Source organism: Hahella sp. HNIBRBA332, from assembly GCF_030719035.1.
Classification (GTDB): Bacteria; Pseudomonadota; Gammaproteobacteria; order Pseudomonadales; family Oleiphilaceae; genus Hahella.
The window spans coordinates 7,118,382-7,136,596 of the sequence record NZ_CP132203.1; the positions used below are offsets into that span (position 1 = coordinate 7,118,382).

An 18,215-nucleotide genomic window follows, 5' to 3' on the forward strand; every position below is an offset into this window, starting at 1 on the left:
ACAACGCGTCAGGATGATACGTTTTTATGAATAACTACGATAACCCTGCAAAATTTATCCTTCGAAGGGCTATATGGTGGGGGCGGGTCACACGAAAAGACATTGTGAACGCCTGCAAATTGAGTCCACCTACAGCTAATCGGGTCATGGAGTACGCTCTCTCTAGAGCAGAATGGAAGAGTGTTTTGGTTAGAAAGCCAAAGCACATAGAAATAGCCTTACGTGCGCCAATTCCTCGCGACGCCAGCGCTCTCACCATGCTCAAATTGTTAGAAATCGACCCCTACAATTTTGCATTGATCGGTCTGAGGGTCCCTGATGAGCTTCAGATAATAGAAGTTATTCTACGCAACCCTGTACAAGTCACCTCCAACACAGCCCATGAAATAATCAGAGCAACAATTCAAAAAAGGCCCTTGGATATTCGTTACGTCGGGCTGCGCATTGGTGAGTCGGGACGATGGAGAACTATTGTGCCAGTCGCGTTTGAAGTATTTCGCGGGCAATGGAGGATCAGAGCCCATGATCTCGAAGATCTTTCGTTTAAAGTAAAGACATTTGTAGTGGCGCGAATACTGGAAGCGGCCTTCTCAGAAAGAGAAAAACCTAAGAGTTTATTACTAGAAACCGGTCACTCAGCGACGCCGAGATACCTCGTGAAGCTGGACCCCAGATTGACTCCTGATCAATGCACCGCTCTGAGACAAGAATTAGGTCTAAATAGCGGAGGAGAAATACAGCTATCTGAGGACGCTCTTTTCGACTTTCAGCGTAGCTATATGGATAAAGCTAACAACCAACCGGACCATATTATCTGGCCTCCTGTGGTGGATTTACAGAAGCAGTCCTAGTTATGCATGTACTTTTTGTCTCACAATGTGAAAAAAAAGCCTTAAAGCGCACTCGCGCGATACTTGATCGATATGCGATAAGAATTGCGGACCGTTGTTGGGTTACGCCTATTACCGAAGAGGCTTTACATGATGTCCGCTTGGTAATACGGCGTCAGGCTTCGCGCCATACGGCTGTCGCATGTTATCGCAATAAAGGGATGCAACAGATGCGGTTGCTATGGACGGTGGGCAAGTCGAGCACCTTTGGAGCTCAAGGTGAGGCTGCCATCGGTACGCGCAGCCGAGCTAAGCCTCAACTTCCTCCATGGGCTAAAATTGCCTGTCTGGTCGCCCAAGCAGGTGGGTTTGATCACGATGTGGGCAAGGCGTCACGCCACTTTCAGCACAAACTGCACCAAGCGCTGACAGAAAACTCTGTGATCATTAAAGATCGCACCCGTCACGAATGGACTTCAATGAAGCTCTATCAATGGATGAGACGATTAAAGCTATTTGATTGGAGCATTGCATGGCAGTCCCTGAAAGACGACCCTGCGAAAAATGATATGCCTTTCAAAGTTGGGACAACATTCAAACCTATTTCCAGTGTTTTCGATGCATTGGATTTTATAGTTCTTACTCACCATAGCTTGCTGGGTCCATCTGAGCCCAAGAATAGCGGCGATACTCCGACGAATGAGGAGCATACTCAGCGCCTGAATGGTATGGGAGATGATGATAGCTTGTTTGAACCAGCAGCAGACATAGATATGGCGCTGTTGGGTCGTTTGGCTCGACTTACCGAGCGTTTACAGCAGGCGCATATTGATCGACAGGATGACCCTTCCTATTGGAGAGCTATTGCGATTATATCCAGAGCAGGCCTGATCCTAGCTGACCACGAGGTTTCCAGTAGGACGCCAGCGCCAAATTTAAGAAAAAAATCATCATTATTTGCGAATACAAAATCCCTTAACTTTCAGTCCTTCCGAAGGAGCAGAAGCTCCAAAAAGCAGAGAGCTTGCGAACTCAATCAATCGCTAGAGTGGCACCTAAGTAACGTTGGAATGCGCGCTGCAGAGTATGTCCATTACTTCGTAAATTCAGGGCTGCCTGGAGTCACTCAACAATCACGCGATCAGATACTTTCACCATCTTGCTCAGAACGTTTTAGTTGGCAAGATGTCGCAGTTAGCCATCTCTGTAATCTATCGGAAAACTTCATACCCACGCTGATTTTCAATCTTGCCGGAACCGGCGCCGGGAAAACGAGAATGAACGTGAAAGCATTAACCGCTTTACGTCCAGAAGAGGAGCCCCTTCGAATTGCCGCAGGATTCAATCTACGCACACTCACATTACAAACTCACTCCGCGCTGAAAAGCCAACTGGGGCTGGGAGAGGACGAAGTGGCTTGTGTGATAGGAGACCGCCTGCCAGAGGCGTTACATGACGCTGGAATGAAGTATGACGAGGATAACGAGCTTGAATTGGAGTACGAAACGACAGGTGGAGTAGCAGAAAATCCTGCGTGGTTAAGAACCTTACTTCTTAATCGCCCCCATTTGAGTGATTTGGTGGGCTCTCCTGTATTGGTGTCAACGATGGACTACCTGGTAAACGCTGGAGATTTAAGCAAGCAAGGCCATCACGCAGAAGCTTTGTTACGCATTGCGAGCAGTGACTTGATACTGGATGAAGTCGACAGTTATGACCCTGAATCACTGGTGTCGGTATTGCGAGTCGTTCAAATGTCCGCGCTTTTCGGACGCAATATCATAGCCTCCAGTGCGACGTTAGCTGAGCCGGTGGCAAATGCACTGTTTGAAGCATACCAGTCTGGTGTGGAAATGTACGCGGCGCTGCGCAACGCGACACCGGAAGTACGCGTTGCATTCCTGGATAATCACTTAGATCCGCATTCCGTCATATTGAAAGATAAATGTGCTTTTAACGACGCTTATCGCGACCGATTGCAAGCTCAAATGCGGCGCGTCAGCGAGCAACCCATATATCGAATGCCGACGTTTAGAAAAATTCCACTTCCCAATAGTCCTAGCCCGGCATTTGACACTTTCTGCCATGCTATCGAAGAGTCAGTGTTTGAGATGCATAAAAACCATAGGTGGAACTATATCGCGGGTAAGAGGGTTTCCTTCGGAATAGTTCGGGTTGCGCAAGTAAAAACATGTGTTGAGATTGCCCGAAGACTTGGCAAACATCCGTGTATTCACGTGACAGCATACCACTCAGTTGACATGCCACTAAGGAAGTTTCGGAAGGAGCAAGCGCTAGACAGACTTTTTAAGCGCAACCCAGAACAGACTTATGGCAGTAACAGTGCATTACTTAGCGACCCAGACATCCAAGATCGAGTCGCTAAGACCCCGGGTGATGACATCCTCTTTATTGTTGTAGCGACGCCAATTGAAGAAGTGGGAAGAGATCATGACTTTGACTGGGCGGTTATTGAACCATCGTCCGTACATTCAATCGTCCAGCTTGCAGGCAGGGTCAATCGCCACCGGCTAATCTCTGTGACAACGCCTAACATCACCATCCTTCAATACAATCTGCGTTATTTGGAAAAAAAGGCGCGTTCATTTTTTCATCCTGGTAATGAACCAGCTGATTTCCCCTACGAAACCCATGATGTATGCATACTTCTTGGTGAAGAGTTAGAAAGACTTGATGCAACGTTGCAATTCGGCGTAGAAGGGGAAAAATGTAAATTTGCCAAGTATGACGAGAACAGTGTCAAAACTAGACTGGATAATCCCATAAAGGTCATTCGTGCTGACGCCTCACGCCCACTCACATGGATCACTATAGGTCACTATAAGCGATACCCTTTAAGACAAAGGAGCGCTGCATTTATCTATCGCATTTCACTCCAGGAAGAGAGCCCTGATCCGTTGTTGCATGAGAAAAGAAAAACACTAAAAGACGAGTGGGTCACTACAACAAAAAAAATAGAAAGTTCGCAGCCTGCAAATCCCTATTGGCTGATACAGGATCTAGAAGAGGTCATTGAGGAGGCAGATACAATTGAGAATGAAAGTTACAGGGCTTCGGCTCTGACCTTTGAAAGAAGCAACAAAGAGCTGACCCTGTTTGATCGATTCCTTGGAGGGTATTGAACTAGACACCAATACTAAGATCTGCCTAAATGCGGCAAGCAATTAGCGAGAACACAACCATATGTAAGTAGATTAAAAAAAAGAGAAGGTAAGAAAGATATGTATAGTTGGGGGGCATTTAAAGTGGGATGCCTATCATCAAGCCAACATAAAATTTTAAAAATACACATAAAATACTACAATCTTTCGGCGCACATTGTATTAGCAGTACAAATGAAAACCCATCTTAACATTATGAAACCATTCATTAAGCGCTCATGGTGGATATCAAAAAAACCAAGCTAGTATATAAAATAGATCTCTATCCTGATTGCCCCAAAGTTATGCAAGAGTAACTCTATATTTAAGGAGTTTTCGATGCTTGTATATGTCAACCAACTTAATATAGTTGGAGAAAACTCATTTGACAGCATTGTAGGAAGCATTATCGGCTGGCTTAAGAAGATCACAAGGGAGCATTTTCACAAAGAAGAACTTACATCAGGAAGTGAGTTCGAAGTTGAGAAATACAAAATTAAATCTTTTGTTGCAGACGCTCGTCCTCCAAAGTTATATAGCATAATACTTTCGCATCCTGACGAAGAAGTGAAAGGTCGATATTGGAATACCGAAATTGGGATTCGTGTAAATTCAGATAATATAGAGTTTACCCTCCTTCTCGAAGTTAGCGATATTAGCACTCAGGTAAGAAGCATTCCATCAGCTACAAGGCCACTATTGATAGAATATGTAAAAAATAACTGTCAACTATCATCATCCACTTTTGGTATAAAATATAAAAACTTAGAGACAAGCGATGCATGTCTTGCAGCCTTTCTCAGCGAAATAGAGCGAGAAGAAAGAAGATACCCTCTTGTTTTAATTAGCACATATGGTTCAGAAGAACCAGTAGTCAGTCCTATTAAACTACAAAATCAATTATTGGGATTGGCTCAGGTTGTTTTTTGCAATCCTGAGTCAGACAAGTGGTTAATGGCAAAAAAACTAACCCGCAGGTATAGCTCCTGGGATGGTGCTATCAACATTATATTCCCTTCCTTCGGGCGTAGCTGGTGTAAGACAAAGTTACTGCGGAAGGTAGATTTAGATGAAATAGCAAGTCAGAAAGGTAATGTGTGCCAAGAAGTCCTCTCACACATAACTCACTTTTCGAATGGATACCGTCAAAGACAGCATTTTTCATCACATGATGTTAGGGCTAAACGTGCTGCAGATCGATTACTATTCCTCAGGGAAAGTTCGAAAAATGCTCAAACTCAGACTGACTTGGAGAGCCTACTAGAGGAGGCCTTTACTCAAATTGAAGAGCATGATCATATTGTCGAAAATCTCCACAAAGAGTATCAAGCTCAAATTGACGAGGAATATTTAAAATGGTTTGAGCTTGAAGAAGAGGTGAATGATAAATCCAATGAAATATTTAGGCTCAAGCAGAAAGTTTTTTCACTCTCCCATGGTGCAAAAGTTGAAATAAAACTAAAGCCAGAGACTGCGCTAGAGCTGGTTAAAAATACAACACCAGAAAATGCATTAAACTTCATAAATGAAGTGTTCAATAATCGCGTTGAAGTGCTTGACAGCGCTTGGACATCATCAAGAAAGTCTGAGTCGTTTGAGTATGGTGAAAAATTAGTTGACCTCCTCTGGAGGCTCTGCACTGAATATTATGACGCGATAAGTTCTGGACCCGAGTGCGAGGCAAAAAAAGTCTTCTCTGAATGCGAGTTTGCAGCAAAAGAGTCAGAAACAGTCATGAAAAACAGACAGTTAAAAAGTAAGCGTACTTTTAACTACAATAACATGCCAATTACGATGTTTCGACATTTAAAAATTGGAGTAAAGGATAGTGCCAAGGAAACAATAAGAGTGCACTTTCATTGGGACTCAGAGAAAAAAATAATTGCAATTGGTTATTGTGGCCCTCATCTGCCATTAACCTGACATTAATTCTAAAATTTAAAGACAAATATAATTTTAATCTTACATCCTGAGTAATCCAACGGTTTCTAGCTTCTCGCTTACAAAACATATCGCTATTACAGATTATCCCACTTAAACTATCTAATTCTGAGAGCACTCGGCCTTGATCCAAACCACCAAGTGACGGCCGTCGTTGTCAGAAATAACATCTGCGCGATGGCCTCTTTGTATAGGACTATTAAATCGACAGGGCTCAGCGCGCTAACCCCACCGAGGTGACGGCTAATATTCAGGGTGACAAACGTCGCCAAAATAAGCAGATAGACAGTAATCAGAGGCCGCATCAGGCCCCGGATAGCGTCCACAAACCACATCCCATAAGTTTGACTCTGCTCTTTAAGCCCATCCTTGAACGCCGTGGTCTCCGCGATATCTCTGTTTATTCTCCCTTCCGTGTCCGCTCTTAGAATTTGTTTGTCCGCCAGCGCCAGTTCATGGTTGTACTGGAGCTCCGCTTCCTGTTTGCGAAGTGTGGCCATTTTCAGCTCATAGGTGAGTCTGAACTGTTGATCCTTGCGTTCTTCTCGTTTGGTTAGCCAACTCCCAAACATACCCACCAACGCGCCTAAGCCTGACGAGGAAAACAGCGCCAGCAGTCCTTCCAGCATTAGTGTTCCCCTTGAATTGTCAGCCGCAGTGGTTCTCTATTGAGGAGTTCGGTGAAAGCATGAAGGGCTGATCGAGAGTTGAGGACGGCAGGTTTACCAGAGAGCCAGCCACGGCGATCGCCAATCAGAAGGCATCCCTGGGTGTGAGTGACAATATTGCCATTGTGAATCAGGATGCCGGTTCTATCTGGCACATCCTGCAGCCAGTACACGTTCTTGTACTTGCCGCTGCTGGAGCGCTCCATAAAGGTCGCGTCATAGACGCCGGCGGGAATACAGCTCACCTTCGGCCGGTTATCCAACCAGGGCCGCTCAAGGATCTGAAACGTCGCTCCTTTCACTGTCAGCGTACTGAGAATACACCCCGAGTGAATTTCATCGCGGATCATTATTGCCTCAATCATCGTTTGCTCCTTGCGCGATCAAGACTGAAACAGTTTCAACTTAATCGCCGCACCGACCAAAAATGCCGCTAACAGCCCGGTCGTCATGGCTTTCACCAGCGTGCGCCAGGCAGTGCGTCGAGCATCGCGCCAAGCTTCAAGCAAGTCTCGTAGTTCTCTGATGTCGCGAGCGGCATGACCGTTCTCCAAGCCAAGATGAGACAGAACGCGCAAGGCGCCTTTTTCGGCCGCATGATCGAGCAGTTCGTCCAGTTCTTCCCGTCGCAACAGCAGGATATCTTCGGGTACAGAGAGATTTGTCTCCGTCATTAGGGGGACTCCAAAGAAAGTTTAGATCGTTTTTTTAAGTTGTTGGGACGCTGTCTGCGTCAGAGTGAGACGCCGGCGCTCCATTCCGTTCCGGTATAAGCGCAAAGCCTGGCTTCCTCTTCCACAAAGCACAGCCAGCCCGTTTTAGGTGTGTAATAGTCCCAGGCGTTTTGAATACGGACGGCGACCTGTCCGGCCTTGTTCTCCCATTCCCCTGTCGCGTTGACGGGAATCAGATAACGATCGCCGTCCTGAGCCGTAGCAGGCGGGGCGCTCAGGTGTCGCCCCTTCACGGATAAGCTCACCAACGCGCCCAGGCGTTTAAGGTTGGCGTCCATCCCCGCGGCCCATCCCGATTCCCCCGTGCTCCAACCGTAGTTCAATCCAAGATTGGGGTCAGTACGTGCAGACATTAATTCCCTCCATAATACTGGTCATAGTTAAGGCCATATCCAGCCCGCTCAACACTGATGCTGTGCTTTTGCCAACTGGCGAGCCCATTCCGCGTGGCTTCTAAAACGATGAACAGACGCCCGTTGGGACGCCCCAGCCCGGTATCTGTTATTTCCTGCTCTATTGAATAAGTCAGAGAGGTTTCCTGCAGAGAGGGAACAGAGAGAATCAGGCGTTTGGTTTCGCCATACACGCTCAAGACATAAGTCACACCCGGCTCAGGCCCGATATTCCCCATGCTTTGAGACGTCAATTCCACCGTTTGCGTGAGGCGATCACGATGCGCCCACGAGACCGTTAACGCTCCTGTGATGACGTGAGGATAGGCGGCGCCGTTAACTTTCAGATTGCCTGGCGGGTAAGGTCGGTCCTGACGCCGGTTCATCGATAAGGACTCGACAGGCGCGGAATCCAGCGCCAGGGTTCCTTTTCCAGTCACCGTCAGCAAGCGCGCATCCACCTTTTCGCCGGCGGCATATTCCGTAGCGTCCACGCCCTGAAACCCATCGGCAAACCAAAGGCGACTGCCTGCAGGATGCGCCACGGGTACTGTATCGAGCACGCCACGCAACAGGGTGAGACTGCGCTGCGACAGGTCCATCGCGGTCACTGCCACGACCTCATCGTTCAAATAGGCGTACCCGCCAATCTCCACCAAGTCGAGATCGCGCTCTTCTATGACCATCACTGTCGTTTTTACCTGAGGGCCAATCTCATCGGCCAATACCGCGAAAGGACAGAACTCTCCCTGATCGCGCCGTTGGTAATGGGGCGCGGTATGCGACTTACTGTGCAGTTCATAATTGAGCGCCCCGGACGAGGGACGCACCGCCAACGTCTGCAGATAACCATCAGACGGCTCCAGATACTCCAGGTCCGCAGGCTTTAACGACCTTACAAGGTCCCAGTATGGCGCTTCCACCAAGCGTCGATATGGGGAGGCTGATGGCGCTGGGACAGGATCGCTCCATCCCGTTGGCTGAGCGGAGGTATAACTGGCCGCGGGTAAGCCAAACACGTCTTCAACCGCTTCAATATGAATCGCCCCCTGGGTCAGGGTTCCGCCGTCGATGGCGGCGATGCGTAACACCAGTGACTCAATGCCTAATGCCGGCCAGGTGAGGATAAACACATCTCCCGGCGCCAGCCGCCATCCATTGCGATTTACCTTGAGACGGACCTTCGCCAGAGGTGTGGATACGGCGGTTAAGTCGCGCATGGCCACCCGGGACGCCAGCACATCCGATGTAATGCCTGGGTATCGTCGGGTCTGGGACACCACTGCGCCCTGGGCCTGGATATTGGCCAGGTCCTGCACCGTCACACTGGTTTCCTTGAAACTCTCGGGATGGGTGTAGATCAGCACCAGCTCGTTGGTGGTTTCTCCCCAGGCTGCTCGCTGAAAGCTCTCCAGTTCGATCACAGTGTTCGGACCAAAAACCGGTAAGGCGGACTGCGCATAGTTGGCCCGCACCAGCTTCAGCACAAAGCGCCCATTGGTGGGAGAAGTCGTCAGAACGCCGCCAATATGATCCAGCACCTCTTTCACAAACTGCTCGATTTTACTTTGCTGTGACCAGATCAGGCTTAACCCAAAGCCTTCCTGATACAACGCATCGGCCGCCGCCCGAAAACCACCGTCATCCAAACTGATGGCGGGATATCCCATGCCCCATACGCGGTTGGTCAGACACTCGTAAAGGATGTGGGCCGGATTGGCGGCGCCATGGATCTCCGCCTTGTCGGGATACCAGGCCCTAAAGCAACGCTTCACCCGCACCGCCCAGGGTTTGATATAGGGATTGTTGGCGGCGAGGCAGACCTGCCTCAGAATGAGGCTGAACAATCCGCGATAGGCGGGCTGAGGATCTCCCTGGACGGCTTTAAGGTAGTCATTGGGTTGTTGCGTCTCTTCTCCAAACGCCGCATCCACGGAGCCATAGACGCCGCCCTCACGCTTGTCGCCGCCAAACAACTCTTTCTCGTTGAGCTGAAGTCGCCCACTACGCTTGAGGTCGCCTTTCCAGGCTTGGCGATCGCCGACCTGAATTTCGGTGAGGGCGTCCACCGGACCGTGACAGATCGCCAAGTGCATTCCGAGGTAGTAGCGATACCCAACGGTGACCGACATACTGCTACCGCCCATCCTGTTCCTCGTCTCGGCGTATTCGCGCCTGAGCCACGACCGCTTGCGCCATGACATCGCCGGTGGCCAGCAATGTCCGCGCCGGCAATCCCGCTTCCAAAAACCGGGACCAGTCCAACCCATGGCGAGCGAACCAGGCGCGGCCGCCGCGATTGCAATAGCCCAACGCCCGCATATCGGCGTGGGTGACCGTCAGCGACGTCATTTCTTACCGCCTTTGGATTTGATGGGCGTGGTGCGCAAATCGCCGTACCAGACCACATTAGCGCTGCGCACCAGCACCGTCCCAAACACGACGGGAATGGGACGCCCCTCGTCGGCGGTGGGCGCGTCTAAGTCCTTTAGCTCCGCTGCCGGCGGTTGCGGCGGTTTGGGCGCCAGCGCGTACTGAACCAGTGTGGCGACGATCCACACGACGATTTGCATCCAAGGCATGAAAGGTCCTCAGTAAATTGGGCTGCCGCCGAAGGGGTTCTTGGAGGGAATAAAGGGAAAGCCGCCGTAGTTCAGACTATTGCCGAACTTGGCCTCACAGGTCGTTAACGAGTGGTCGCAGCCTGGGTACAACATCACCGCTGCGCCAACGCGAAGACCAGGCGGCGCTGTAGACAGCGTGATCGCGTCGCCACTCTGGCCGATGATCATGCGCTTTTCCGTCAATCCCTCGGCTGACCAGGTGGCGAATCCTCCCGCGAAATAGCCGTCCGCATAGTCGGCCGCTGCGGCGACGTGAATGACGGGGCCTTCCTGCGCCATCACGTTCCCCTTGATGCGATGCGCCGTGGGACTGGCGCTGCAGGCCGCGCCATAGAGCGCATGAGGACAATTGCGTTGATACAGACGACGCAAGCCTGTTCGCTGCAAACTGGTATAGACAGGCTCGCAATTGAACTCCACTTCAGAGCCGCGCCACTCCGCATTCAGCACCCGTCCCATCCACACCGGAACCGTCTCCGAGTCATCCCGATGTCGCCGGTATACCGTCAACAACGTCACTTCAGAAGGCGGCGTGGAAATAAACGCTTGAGCCACCGCCACATCCCGAGGCAGGGTGACGCGAAAGCCTGCGCGTCCGCTTTGCGCGCTGCGCTCTATCACGCCGCGCTTGAGTGCGATGGCGGAATAGACAAACGCGTTAAAGCGTTCATCCCTGGCGGCGCTGGTATAACGCCAGACGCGCGTGCCCCGTCGAAACTCATAGAGCTCGACCGGACAGGCTTCGTCCGTCGATGTCTCTCGATCTGCGTAACTCATAGATCGTCCCGTAAACTCATTAAGGGCAAGCTGACTTCCGCCAGCGCATCGGTATGGTGGGAAATTTCGACGGCGTCAGCATCCAGGCGCATGAGCGTCATAAAAGAAATTCGGGCGATATCCGCGGGGGAGAGAGAAACGCCAAGCGGTTGATCCAATGCAATCAGCTCACGCTGCGCGTCTACCTCAGAGGCGCCGGTAATACGGCGATAGAAGCGCTCTCCGGAAACCGTCTGAATAAGCAGGTCACGTCGTCCCGCCCAGGCGGCGGGGCCTGCGGCGTAACCTCTGTTATCGATGGTCCAGGCCGCACCCTGCGCTCCAAATGGCGCGACGACGGCGATGTCTGATTGAAAACTGGGAAGCCAGAAGGGCTTCAACCGTCCTGCCCGGGCCGCCAGCCAGCGCCTGAAGTCCGCAATGGCGGGACGTCCCGCCAACAGCCAGCGATGGACGCGCCGACGTCGGTCGACCCCGGTCAGGTCGTCCACCACTCGGCGTCCGGTCAGATAGTCCAACTCCCGAAGGTCTCGCATTATCGAGGCGTCCAAATCATCGCGCCAATTTGGCGGGACCCTAAGCACGGGATAGCCCAGGTAGTCAGGCTCTTCCGTCATTGCAATCAGCGCGCATTCTTCCTCCAACCGAAACTGAGTTTTGGCAGCGACAATGGCGTCGGTCACGTAAGACAGATTCTGGCTACTCCCCACGCGAGCGGAGTGTACCGGCGCTATTCGGGTTCCAGCGGGCCAGCTTTGCTCCAGGGGCCGTTTAAGGTGCAATTGGTTTGGCTCGACCGCGGCGATCTCCGCAAACTCCGCACGCAAATCGTGTACGAGCGTCAGCAAGCCGCCGACCGCATAATCACGGTGCAACGTATCGACGGAAAGCGTCTGGACGCCTGCGGCGATGGGTGTTGAAGAAACACTCGCGTCTATCCACCATGGCAGTCCATAGACGCGCGCTTGCCAAGAGATAAGCAGGTTCTCCATCATCACACGGGGGCGATCCACACCTGCCAACACTCGGTATTCCAGCATGCGTCGAGGATGCGCCCGCACTCTGACTCGCTGTTCCACGCCAGAGTGGGAGCGCATCACGTCAGTGAGCCACTCCAGGCGTTCAATCACCGGCTCAGACCAGTCCGGCGATAGCGTCCAGCCGACAATGCGTCGTCCTGTCACCCCTAACGTGGGCGTATCCGAGCTAAATAGAAACCGAAATTGCGCCTCCACCTGCGGAGGTCCGTTGGGCGCCACGGACAACGAATAGAGGCGCGACTCCAAGGCGCCAAACTGCGTCGGAGGCGAAGCCGGCCCGGTCAGCGTCATGCCTTCGGCGGCTTCGCGCGCCACGGAGTCCAGCGTCTGGGGCTGCATGTGCGCATTCCAGACTTCTACCTCACGCATCTGCACCGAAGCCACGCTGCCCAGGTCAATGCGCTCAGGCAGAACATGCACCCTGTGATACCAATCCACGCCAAAGCTGGCGGCGATCGCCCCTTCTCGGGGGATTCGCGGCGTAAACGTGGCGGCTTTGAGGTGGGAGCGTGTCGACGCAGGGCTGGCGATGGCGCTCACGTCGGGCGGCCAGGCAGGCAGTGCGAGATGCTCCATGGCCTGCGCCAAGCGTGGGTTGTTCCATACCCCGTGACAGGACGCGGGGATAAAGCCTTCTACGGCCGTCATGGTCAGGGGCCGTCATACCGTACGGCGAAACCAAACGTGCCCGTCGAGAGCCGCGATCCCGCAGAACTGCCATAGGAGCCATTAGGACTCTGAATGTCTTTTTCCCACCAGGGGAACACTTTCCAGCGCTCGCCCCCTAACGTGAGAATATCCCCGGCGTTGTAGTAATTGAGCCGCAGGCTGCGCCAGTGCTCCAAATGCCCTAACAGTGAAATGTAGCCATCTGAGCGTGGCAACCATAACCACATCGGCGTCATCACCGATTGCTGGCTCCAACTGTTGGGTTGCCGCATCTGAATGGGATGCGCGTACTGGGGAAAAGACGGCCAGACCGTATTGTTGGCGTTCGCGCCGGGCCAGATATTCCCGTCCACCCGACAGTGCAGAAAGCTCGCCCGATAATGCTGAAAGCCGTTGGAATGAGAGTCTGTATTACGAGTGTTCCAAAACGGCGCCGCCGGTGAGCGCCAGTAGCCCGCTCGGTATTGGCCTTCTCCCGCCTGCGTTGGCGTGAAATAGAACCCGTTCGTCGATTTGGCGGCCATGCAGTGGGACGCCGCAAACCAGTTGCCGCCCTCCCAGGCGCCGTACTTCTGAATGCCGCCACAAGCCATCCATTGATGCCGGGACACGGTGTAATTCACGACACAAAGCAGCAGGTCGGGCGACTCATGGGCGAACAAGTGATAAGTGGCGGGCCACGCGGAGCTGGGAAGCCAGATACGCGCCTTTTGCGGACAAGGATCGACGCTGAAATCCGCGCTGTTGGCGCCGGCGACAACCACCTGGTCGGGATCAGCCAACGTTAAACTCACATGATTGACGCCTTTACTGAGCGAATCCCCCTGAATGCGCCAGCCATTGGCTTCGGCAAACAGCATCATGGCGTCCCTCAGCGCGGAGTTAGAACCGACCTGACCGGTTTCATACGCCATTACGCCAACCTCAACGCAAAGTAGTCGCGTACGCCTGTGCGAAACACATCCTGGACCACCAGATGCTCGACGCCATCGGCAACGACAGTGCTTTCCACCGCGTTGGCGAACCCCGGCACGAAATACACGCCGTCCAGTTCGCCATAGGTATTGGCGGGATCATTGAGCACAATCGGCATGAGCGGATAATGGCCTTCCGTGTCGCGGGTGATCACGCTGTTATTCCAGGGCCAGCTTTCTGGCTGACGCCATTCGCCGTCGATGAAGCGGAATTTGAAGTTCGCGCGATTGCCTTTGTAGGGTAAAACCAGCGAACCATCCGAATAGCGGGTCAATGCATCGGTGGGAGTCATGCCGGCGACCAGCAAGGGATAAGGAAACTGTCCTGGTGTGGCGTAAGGGAGAAACTTGCCCAGGTAAAACGTCATGTACGACGTATCCACTTTCACCACACAGACAATGCGTTGGCCGTTGGCCACGAACCAGTATGGCATTGCCGCATTCCACACAGGAAACCCCATCATGGGCGATGCGCCTGGCTGCTTGCTGAAGCCATTCGCTTCGACAAACCCTGAAAAGCCCGCCAAACGCCAGTTGAAGATATCGGTGGTGGGCGACGCATAGGTTTCCACGCCCACAAAAACGGCTTCCTTACCGGACAGTCCTGGCCCCTGCAGAATCAACTGCGCGGGGACGCCATGGCTGATGCGGGACGTCTCCAGCGTTTCCAACAGATCAAAATCCCGCAGCCCGCTGTAACCCCAGTCGCCGTTATTGGCGTGAATCAGAATGCGCCAGTGGGTTTTCGCGCCGATGCTTGGCGTGCTGACGCTGTATTCCCGAAACTGCGCGTTACTCCAGCTCTGGTCATTCCAGGTTTCCTGAGCGGTCCACACCTCGCCATCGTCCGACCCTTCCAATGTGAAGGATTTGGGGGAGCGCGAGGCTTTGCCCGCTCCCCTCAGGGTAAATGCCCGCACTTCCAGAGGGCGCACCAATTCCAGCCCCAGATGAGACGGCGCCGCCTGACTTTGTGCGGTTAACCACTCGCTGGCGCTGTCTGAGTCAACACCTCTGAAGGCCTCATAACCGCCCAGTTCGCTGCTGCAAAAAATGCGCTTATACCCAATCCAACGCAGCGCCCGCCAACGCTGTTCAACAGGCGTCATCGTTTGCGTCACGAATTGGTATAAGCGCATCAGCAAGTCGACGTAATCGCCCGCCGTGCCGGATTCATAGGCCATAAAAAAGTCTCAGCTTAGTAATTGCCGCACCGCGCCCGCGTTGCGTTGCAGAATGTTCAGGATGGTTTTCTCCCCAGAGGAGGATGTGAGGTAGTCGGCCGCCATCGCCGGATCGACGACATTCACGATGCGGACGGCGGAGCCGCCATTCGCGCCGGGCGTCCCTGCCGCAGCGCTCGCCGACGGACGCGCGCCAGTGGGAACCAAACCGCCGCTGGCGAAGCCCAAGGCGCCGCCCAGCAGGCGCGGACCGGCGGACAGGCCGTTGATAGAGTGCAATAAACCCACGCCGACACGGCGCACGGCGGCGGCATTGACGACGAACTCCCCGGCGGACAATCGCGCGGGAATGGAGTCGCTGGTGGACGTTCCAGGTCCGCTGACATAGCCGCCTTGGGCAAAGCCTTTGAACAAGGAAGACAACATCGCGCCGGGACCACTGGCTGAGCCGACGGAGCCAAACAGACCGCCAAACAACGACTCAGCGAGCTTTTGCGAAGCCATGCGTTGAATCGTCCCCAGTACGGAACGGCCAAAATCCGCAAACGCGGCGCTGGCGCTTTTGGCCCCAGAGCCCACCGACTCGAACAGATTCGCCATCCCGTCGCGCAGTGAGCCGTCAAAGGACACCGCCACCTCATCCACGACCTGATTCACCCGGGTGATTTCGTTCTTCCAAGCCTGCACCCGCGCCAATGCGTCCGGCCCGATCGCGGAAGCCGCCGCCTCTAACTTGGGCAGCATTGATGTAAGCGCTTCTCCCGTCGCCTGATGCAACGCCAATAGTTCGCGTTGAGCCTGCGCCTCACCCAACTGTCCCGCTTGCCGCTGCAACTGAATGGCTTGCTCCGCGGCATTCATGTTCGTCAGGGTCTGGTTAAAGCGCTGCTCCCAGGCGGCCAAATCCGCCTCCGCCGCCTGCACGTCGATGAGTCGGTTCACCAGGGCGGCGCCTTCCTGATCGCCTTCCGCCTGCAGTCTCGCCACCAGGGACTGATATCGCTGGGCCACTTGCGCGCGTCTGTCCGCGTTATTGGCGACGCCCGTTAATTCCCTTAACTCGGCTTTGACGCGCGCAAGCTCGTCGCCGAGCTCTTTCTCCGCTTGCGCCGCCTGACGCGCATTGGCGACTTCCGCATCCGTCCGCTGTCGGTTGAGCAGGGTCAGCTCCGCTTCCAGTTTCACCAGATCCGCTTGCGCCTTGGCGCGCCCAGCAACGTCCTGGCTCGTCTTTAGCAATGCCTTCTGACGCTGTATCGCCGTGCGCACCCGTTCGATGTTCGCATCGATGTCGCGCTGTGCGAGCTGCGTTTTTTCGGCGTAATACTCCCGCAAAGACAGCTGACGTTCCGCCAGCGCGCGATCCAACTCGGCGTTTTCCCGCGCCAACGAATCTTTGAGTAGGCGCAGTTCCGCGTCGGCGCGCGCTTGATTTAGGGTCAGCCGCGCGCCTTCTGCGCCCAGCGCCGCAGCGGCCGGTTGGGTGCGTCCAAATACGCCTGGTTCAGTGGTTTCCGGTTTAATGCGTGAGGCGATCGCCTGTGTGGCCTCGCCAACATAATCCCGTGAAAACGCCTCATGGAGTTCCCGTGAGACCTGGCGTCCGTAGTCTCCCACTTCGCCCAGTTGACGCATCATCGTCGTCTTCAGGGTCTGCATGGAAAAGTCGCCTTGGAACGCCGCTTCCACGTCTTTCGCCAACGCGCTCGCCAGCGCGCCGATATCAGAGAACGCGCTTCGAAAACGAGCCACCAGAAAGCCTGCGGTCACACCTGCAACCCGTCCCACTGCGGTAAAGGCGCCCAGCAGCGTATTCACTGATCGCCGCAGCGTTGCGCCAAGCTCGCGTAATTCGCTATCCGCCGCTTCTCGCAGGCGCCGCCAACTGATTTCGCCGACGCTGGCCAGCTCTGCTATGGCGTCGATGGCGGCGCCGATTTTCTCGGTGACCAGGTCCCAGGTCGCCGTTGCAATCTGCTTGAGTGTGGCGGTCTTTCCGCCGAATTGAACGGTGGCGTCACGGGCGGAGTACAACATGCCCGCCGCCACGCCCAAGGCCGTCACTAAGGCCCCGACGGGGCCGCCTAACAAGGCTAACGCGCCGCGCAGTACCGTCAAAACCCGTCCCCAAAGCGTGGCGGAGGCGGCCGCCTGAGCAAAGGCGGAAGACGCCGCCATCGCCTGGGTGCGGGTTTTCGCCACATCCGTGACCAAGGCCGCGGTCGCCACGCCTTGCGCACGGGCCTGGGCCAACGCCGCCAACGCGCTCTGGTGCCGGGCCGCCGCTTCCGCCGACAATATTTTCAGACTGGCCAGTCGCGCCGCATTTTCCGCCCGGGTGGCGGCAAGACTCGCCATCAAAGAGGCGACCATGCGCCCGATGGCGGCCACCAGCGCCACGCCGGCCAAATCGATCAACGCCTCCAAATGCTGCGCCAGAAACTGCAGACTCTGAGCCAGTGCGGCGGTCACGCCGCTATGGGAGTCCCGCTCGCCAAACGCGCGTAGAAAGGCGTTTTTCAAGCGCACCAATGCGCCCGACACCGTATCCGGTAAGCTCGCCATTTCCAGCGTCAGGCGCGCCTTTTCATGTTTGAGCGCATCCATGACCGCCTTGGCGGTGATCTTGCCTTCTTGCGCCAAAGCACGCAGCGCGCCCATGGGAACGCCCATGCCATCCGCAATCGCCTGCGCCAGTCGCGGCGTCTGTTCCACGACCGCGTTAAACTCCTCTCCGCGCAGCTGGCCTGACGCAAACGCCTGACCCAGCTGCAGCAGCGCCCCGGCGGCGGCTTCGCTGGAGGCGCCGGATAAGGCGACCGCCTGACTGATGGTCTCCGTTACCGCCAAGGCCTCGCTTTGCTCCCTCCCCAGAGCGCGTACGGAGGGCGCCAGTCGCGCATACAGCGTGACCGTCTCAGCCAACGGCGCGCGGTTGCGTTGAGAGATCGCGTAGAGTTCGGCGTCGGCGCGATTGAACTCTTCCTGCGAGGTGACGGCGAGCTTGAGTCGCGCCTGCAGGTTCTTATATTGGTCGGCCGTCTCCGTCAGCTCGCGCACGCCCAGTCCAAGCCCGATCAATCCGCCCAGTCGGGAGAGCAGATCCCCTAGCTGATTGGCGTGTTCACGAAGGTGTGAGAGGCTACCGTTGACGGAGGTGAATGCGCGCCGCGTATCATCGACGGCGGAGATAAGGATTTGAGCCCGTGGTGAAGCCATGC

Annotated in this window: 15 protein-coding genes; 3 read left to right on the forward strand and 12 right to left on the reverse strand. The window is 54.4% G+C overall.

Features of this window, described 5'->3' with window-relative positions:
- Positions 1-26 precede the first annotated feature (26 nt).
- From O5O45_RS31615 to O5O45_RS31625, 3 genes are all read left to right on the forward strand, one after another.
- Positions 27-851: a WYL domain-containing protein gene (locus O5O45_RS31615; RefSeq protein ID WP_305903220.1), complete on the forward strand. Its 825-nt coding sequence runs from the start codon at positions 27-29 to the stop codon at positions 849-851.
- 2 nt (positions 852-853) lie between these two features.
- Positions 854-3,973, forward strand: a complete 3,120-nt coding sequence (gene cas3f, locus O5O45_RS31620; RefSeq protein WP_305903221.1) for a type I-F CRISPR-associated helicase Cas3f — start codon at positions 854-856, stop codon at positions 3,971-3,973.
- 357 nt (positions 3,974-4,330) lie between these two features.
- Positions 4,331-5,914 (forward strand): hypothetical protein, encoded by a 1,584-nt coding sequence (locus O5O45_RS31625; protein WP_305903222.1) that lies wholly within the window; start codon positions 4,331-4,333, stop codon positions 5,912-5,914.
- Positions 5,915-6,030: 116 nt separating this feature from the next.
- Here O5O45_RS31625 and O5O45_RS31630 read toward each other — a convergent pair whose 3' ends face one another.
- Genes O5O45_RS31630 through O5O45_RS31685 form a run of 12 tightly spaced genes read right to left on the reverse strand, consistent with a single transcriptional unit; the run spans position 6,031 to position 18,213 of the window.
- Positions 6,031-6,561 carry a hypothetical protein gene (locus O5O45_RS31630; RefSeq protein WP_305903223.1) on the reverse strand — a complete coding sequence of 177 codons (531 nt, stop codon included), beginning with the start codon at positions 6,559-6,561 and terminating at the stop codon, positions 6,031-6,033.
- Positions 6,561-6,965 carry a DUF5675 family protein gene (locus O5O45_RS31635; protein ID WP_305903224.1) on the reverse strand — a complete coding sequence of 135 codons (405 nt, stop codon included), beginning with the start codon at positions 6,963-6,965 and terminating at the stop codon, positions 6,561-6,563. Before O5O45_RS31635 ends, O5O45_RS31630 begins: the two co-directional genes overlap by 1 nt.
- Before the next feature lie 18 nt (positions 6,966-6,983).
- The gene (locus O5O45_RS31640; protein WP_011399364.1) at positions 6,984-7,274 is read right to left on the reverse strand and encodes a DUF6127 family protein; all 291 of its coding nucleotides are present in this window, start codon (positions 7,272-7,274) and stop codon (positions 6,984-6,986) included.
- Between the two features lie 59 nt (positions 7,275-7,333).
- Entirely contained in the window at positions 7,334-7,687 is a 354-nt protein-coding gene (locus tag O5O45_RS31645; protein ID WP_305903225.1) for a DUF2793 domain-containing protein, read from the reverse strand.
- The gene (locus tag O5O45_RS31650) at positions 7,687-9,858 is read right to left on the reverse strand and encodes a phage tail protein (protein ID WP_305903226.1); all 2,172 of its coding nucleotides are present in this window, start codon (positions 9,856-9,858) and stop codon (positions 7,687-7,689) included. Before O5O45_RS31650 ends, O5O45_RS31645 begins: the two co-directional genes overlap by 1 nt.
- A gap of 4 nt (positions 9,859-9,862) precedes the next feature.
- Positions 9,863-10,078, reverse strand: a complete 216-nt coding sequence (locus O5O45_RS31655) for a hypothetical protein (RefSeq protein WP_305903227.1) — start codon at positions 10,076-10,078, stop codon at positions 9,863-9,865.
- Positions 10,075-10,308, reverse strand: coding sequence for a hypothetical protein (locus O5O45_RS31660; protein WP_011399368.1), 234 nt, complete (start codon positions 10,306-10,308; stop codon positions 10,075-10,077). The genes O5O45_RS31655 and O5O45_RS31660 overlap by 4 nt, the downstream gene beginning before the upstream one ends.
- A 9-nt stretch (positions 10,309-10,317) precedes the next feature.
- On the reverse strand, positions 10,318-11,127 hold the full coding sequence (locus tag O5O45_RS31665; RefSeq protein ID WP_305903228.1) for a phage BR0599 family protein: 810 nt from the start codon (positions 11,125-11,127) through the stop codon (positions 10,318-10,320).
- On the reverse strand, positions 11,124-12,815 hold the full coding sequence (locus tag O5O45_RS31670; protein WP_305903229.1) for a hypothetical protein: 1,692 nt from the start codon (positions 12,813-12,815) through the stop codon (positions 11,124-11,126). Before O5O45_RS31670 ends, O5O45_RS31665 begins: the two co-directional genes overlap by 4 nt.
- 2 nt (positions 12,816-12,817) lie before the next feature.
- On the reverse strand, positions 12,818-13,750 hold the full coding sequence (locus O5O45_RS31675) for a hypothetical protein (RefSeq protein ID WP_305903230.1): 933 nt from the start codon (positions 13,748-13,750) through the stop codon (positions 12,818-12,820).
- The gene (locus O5O45_RS31680) at positions 13,750-14,994 is read right to left on the reverse strand and encodes a discoidin domain-containing protein (RefSeq protein ID WP_305903231.1); all 1,245 of its coding nucleotides are present in this window, start codon (positions 14,992-14,994) and stop codon (positions 13,750-13,752) included. Before O5O45_RS31680 ends, O5O45_RS31675 begins: the two co-directional genes overlap by 1 nt.
- 9 nt (positions 14,995-15,003) lie before the next feature.
- Complete coding sequence (locus O5O45_RS31685; RefSeq protein WP_305903232.1) at positions 15,004-18,213, reverse strand: tape measure protein; 3,210 nt, start codon at positions 18,211-18,213, stop codon at positions 15,004-15,006.
- Between the last annotated feature and the right edge of the window lie 2 nt (positions 18,214-18,215).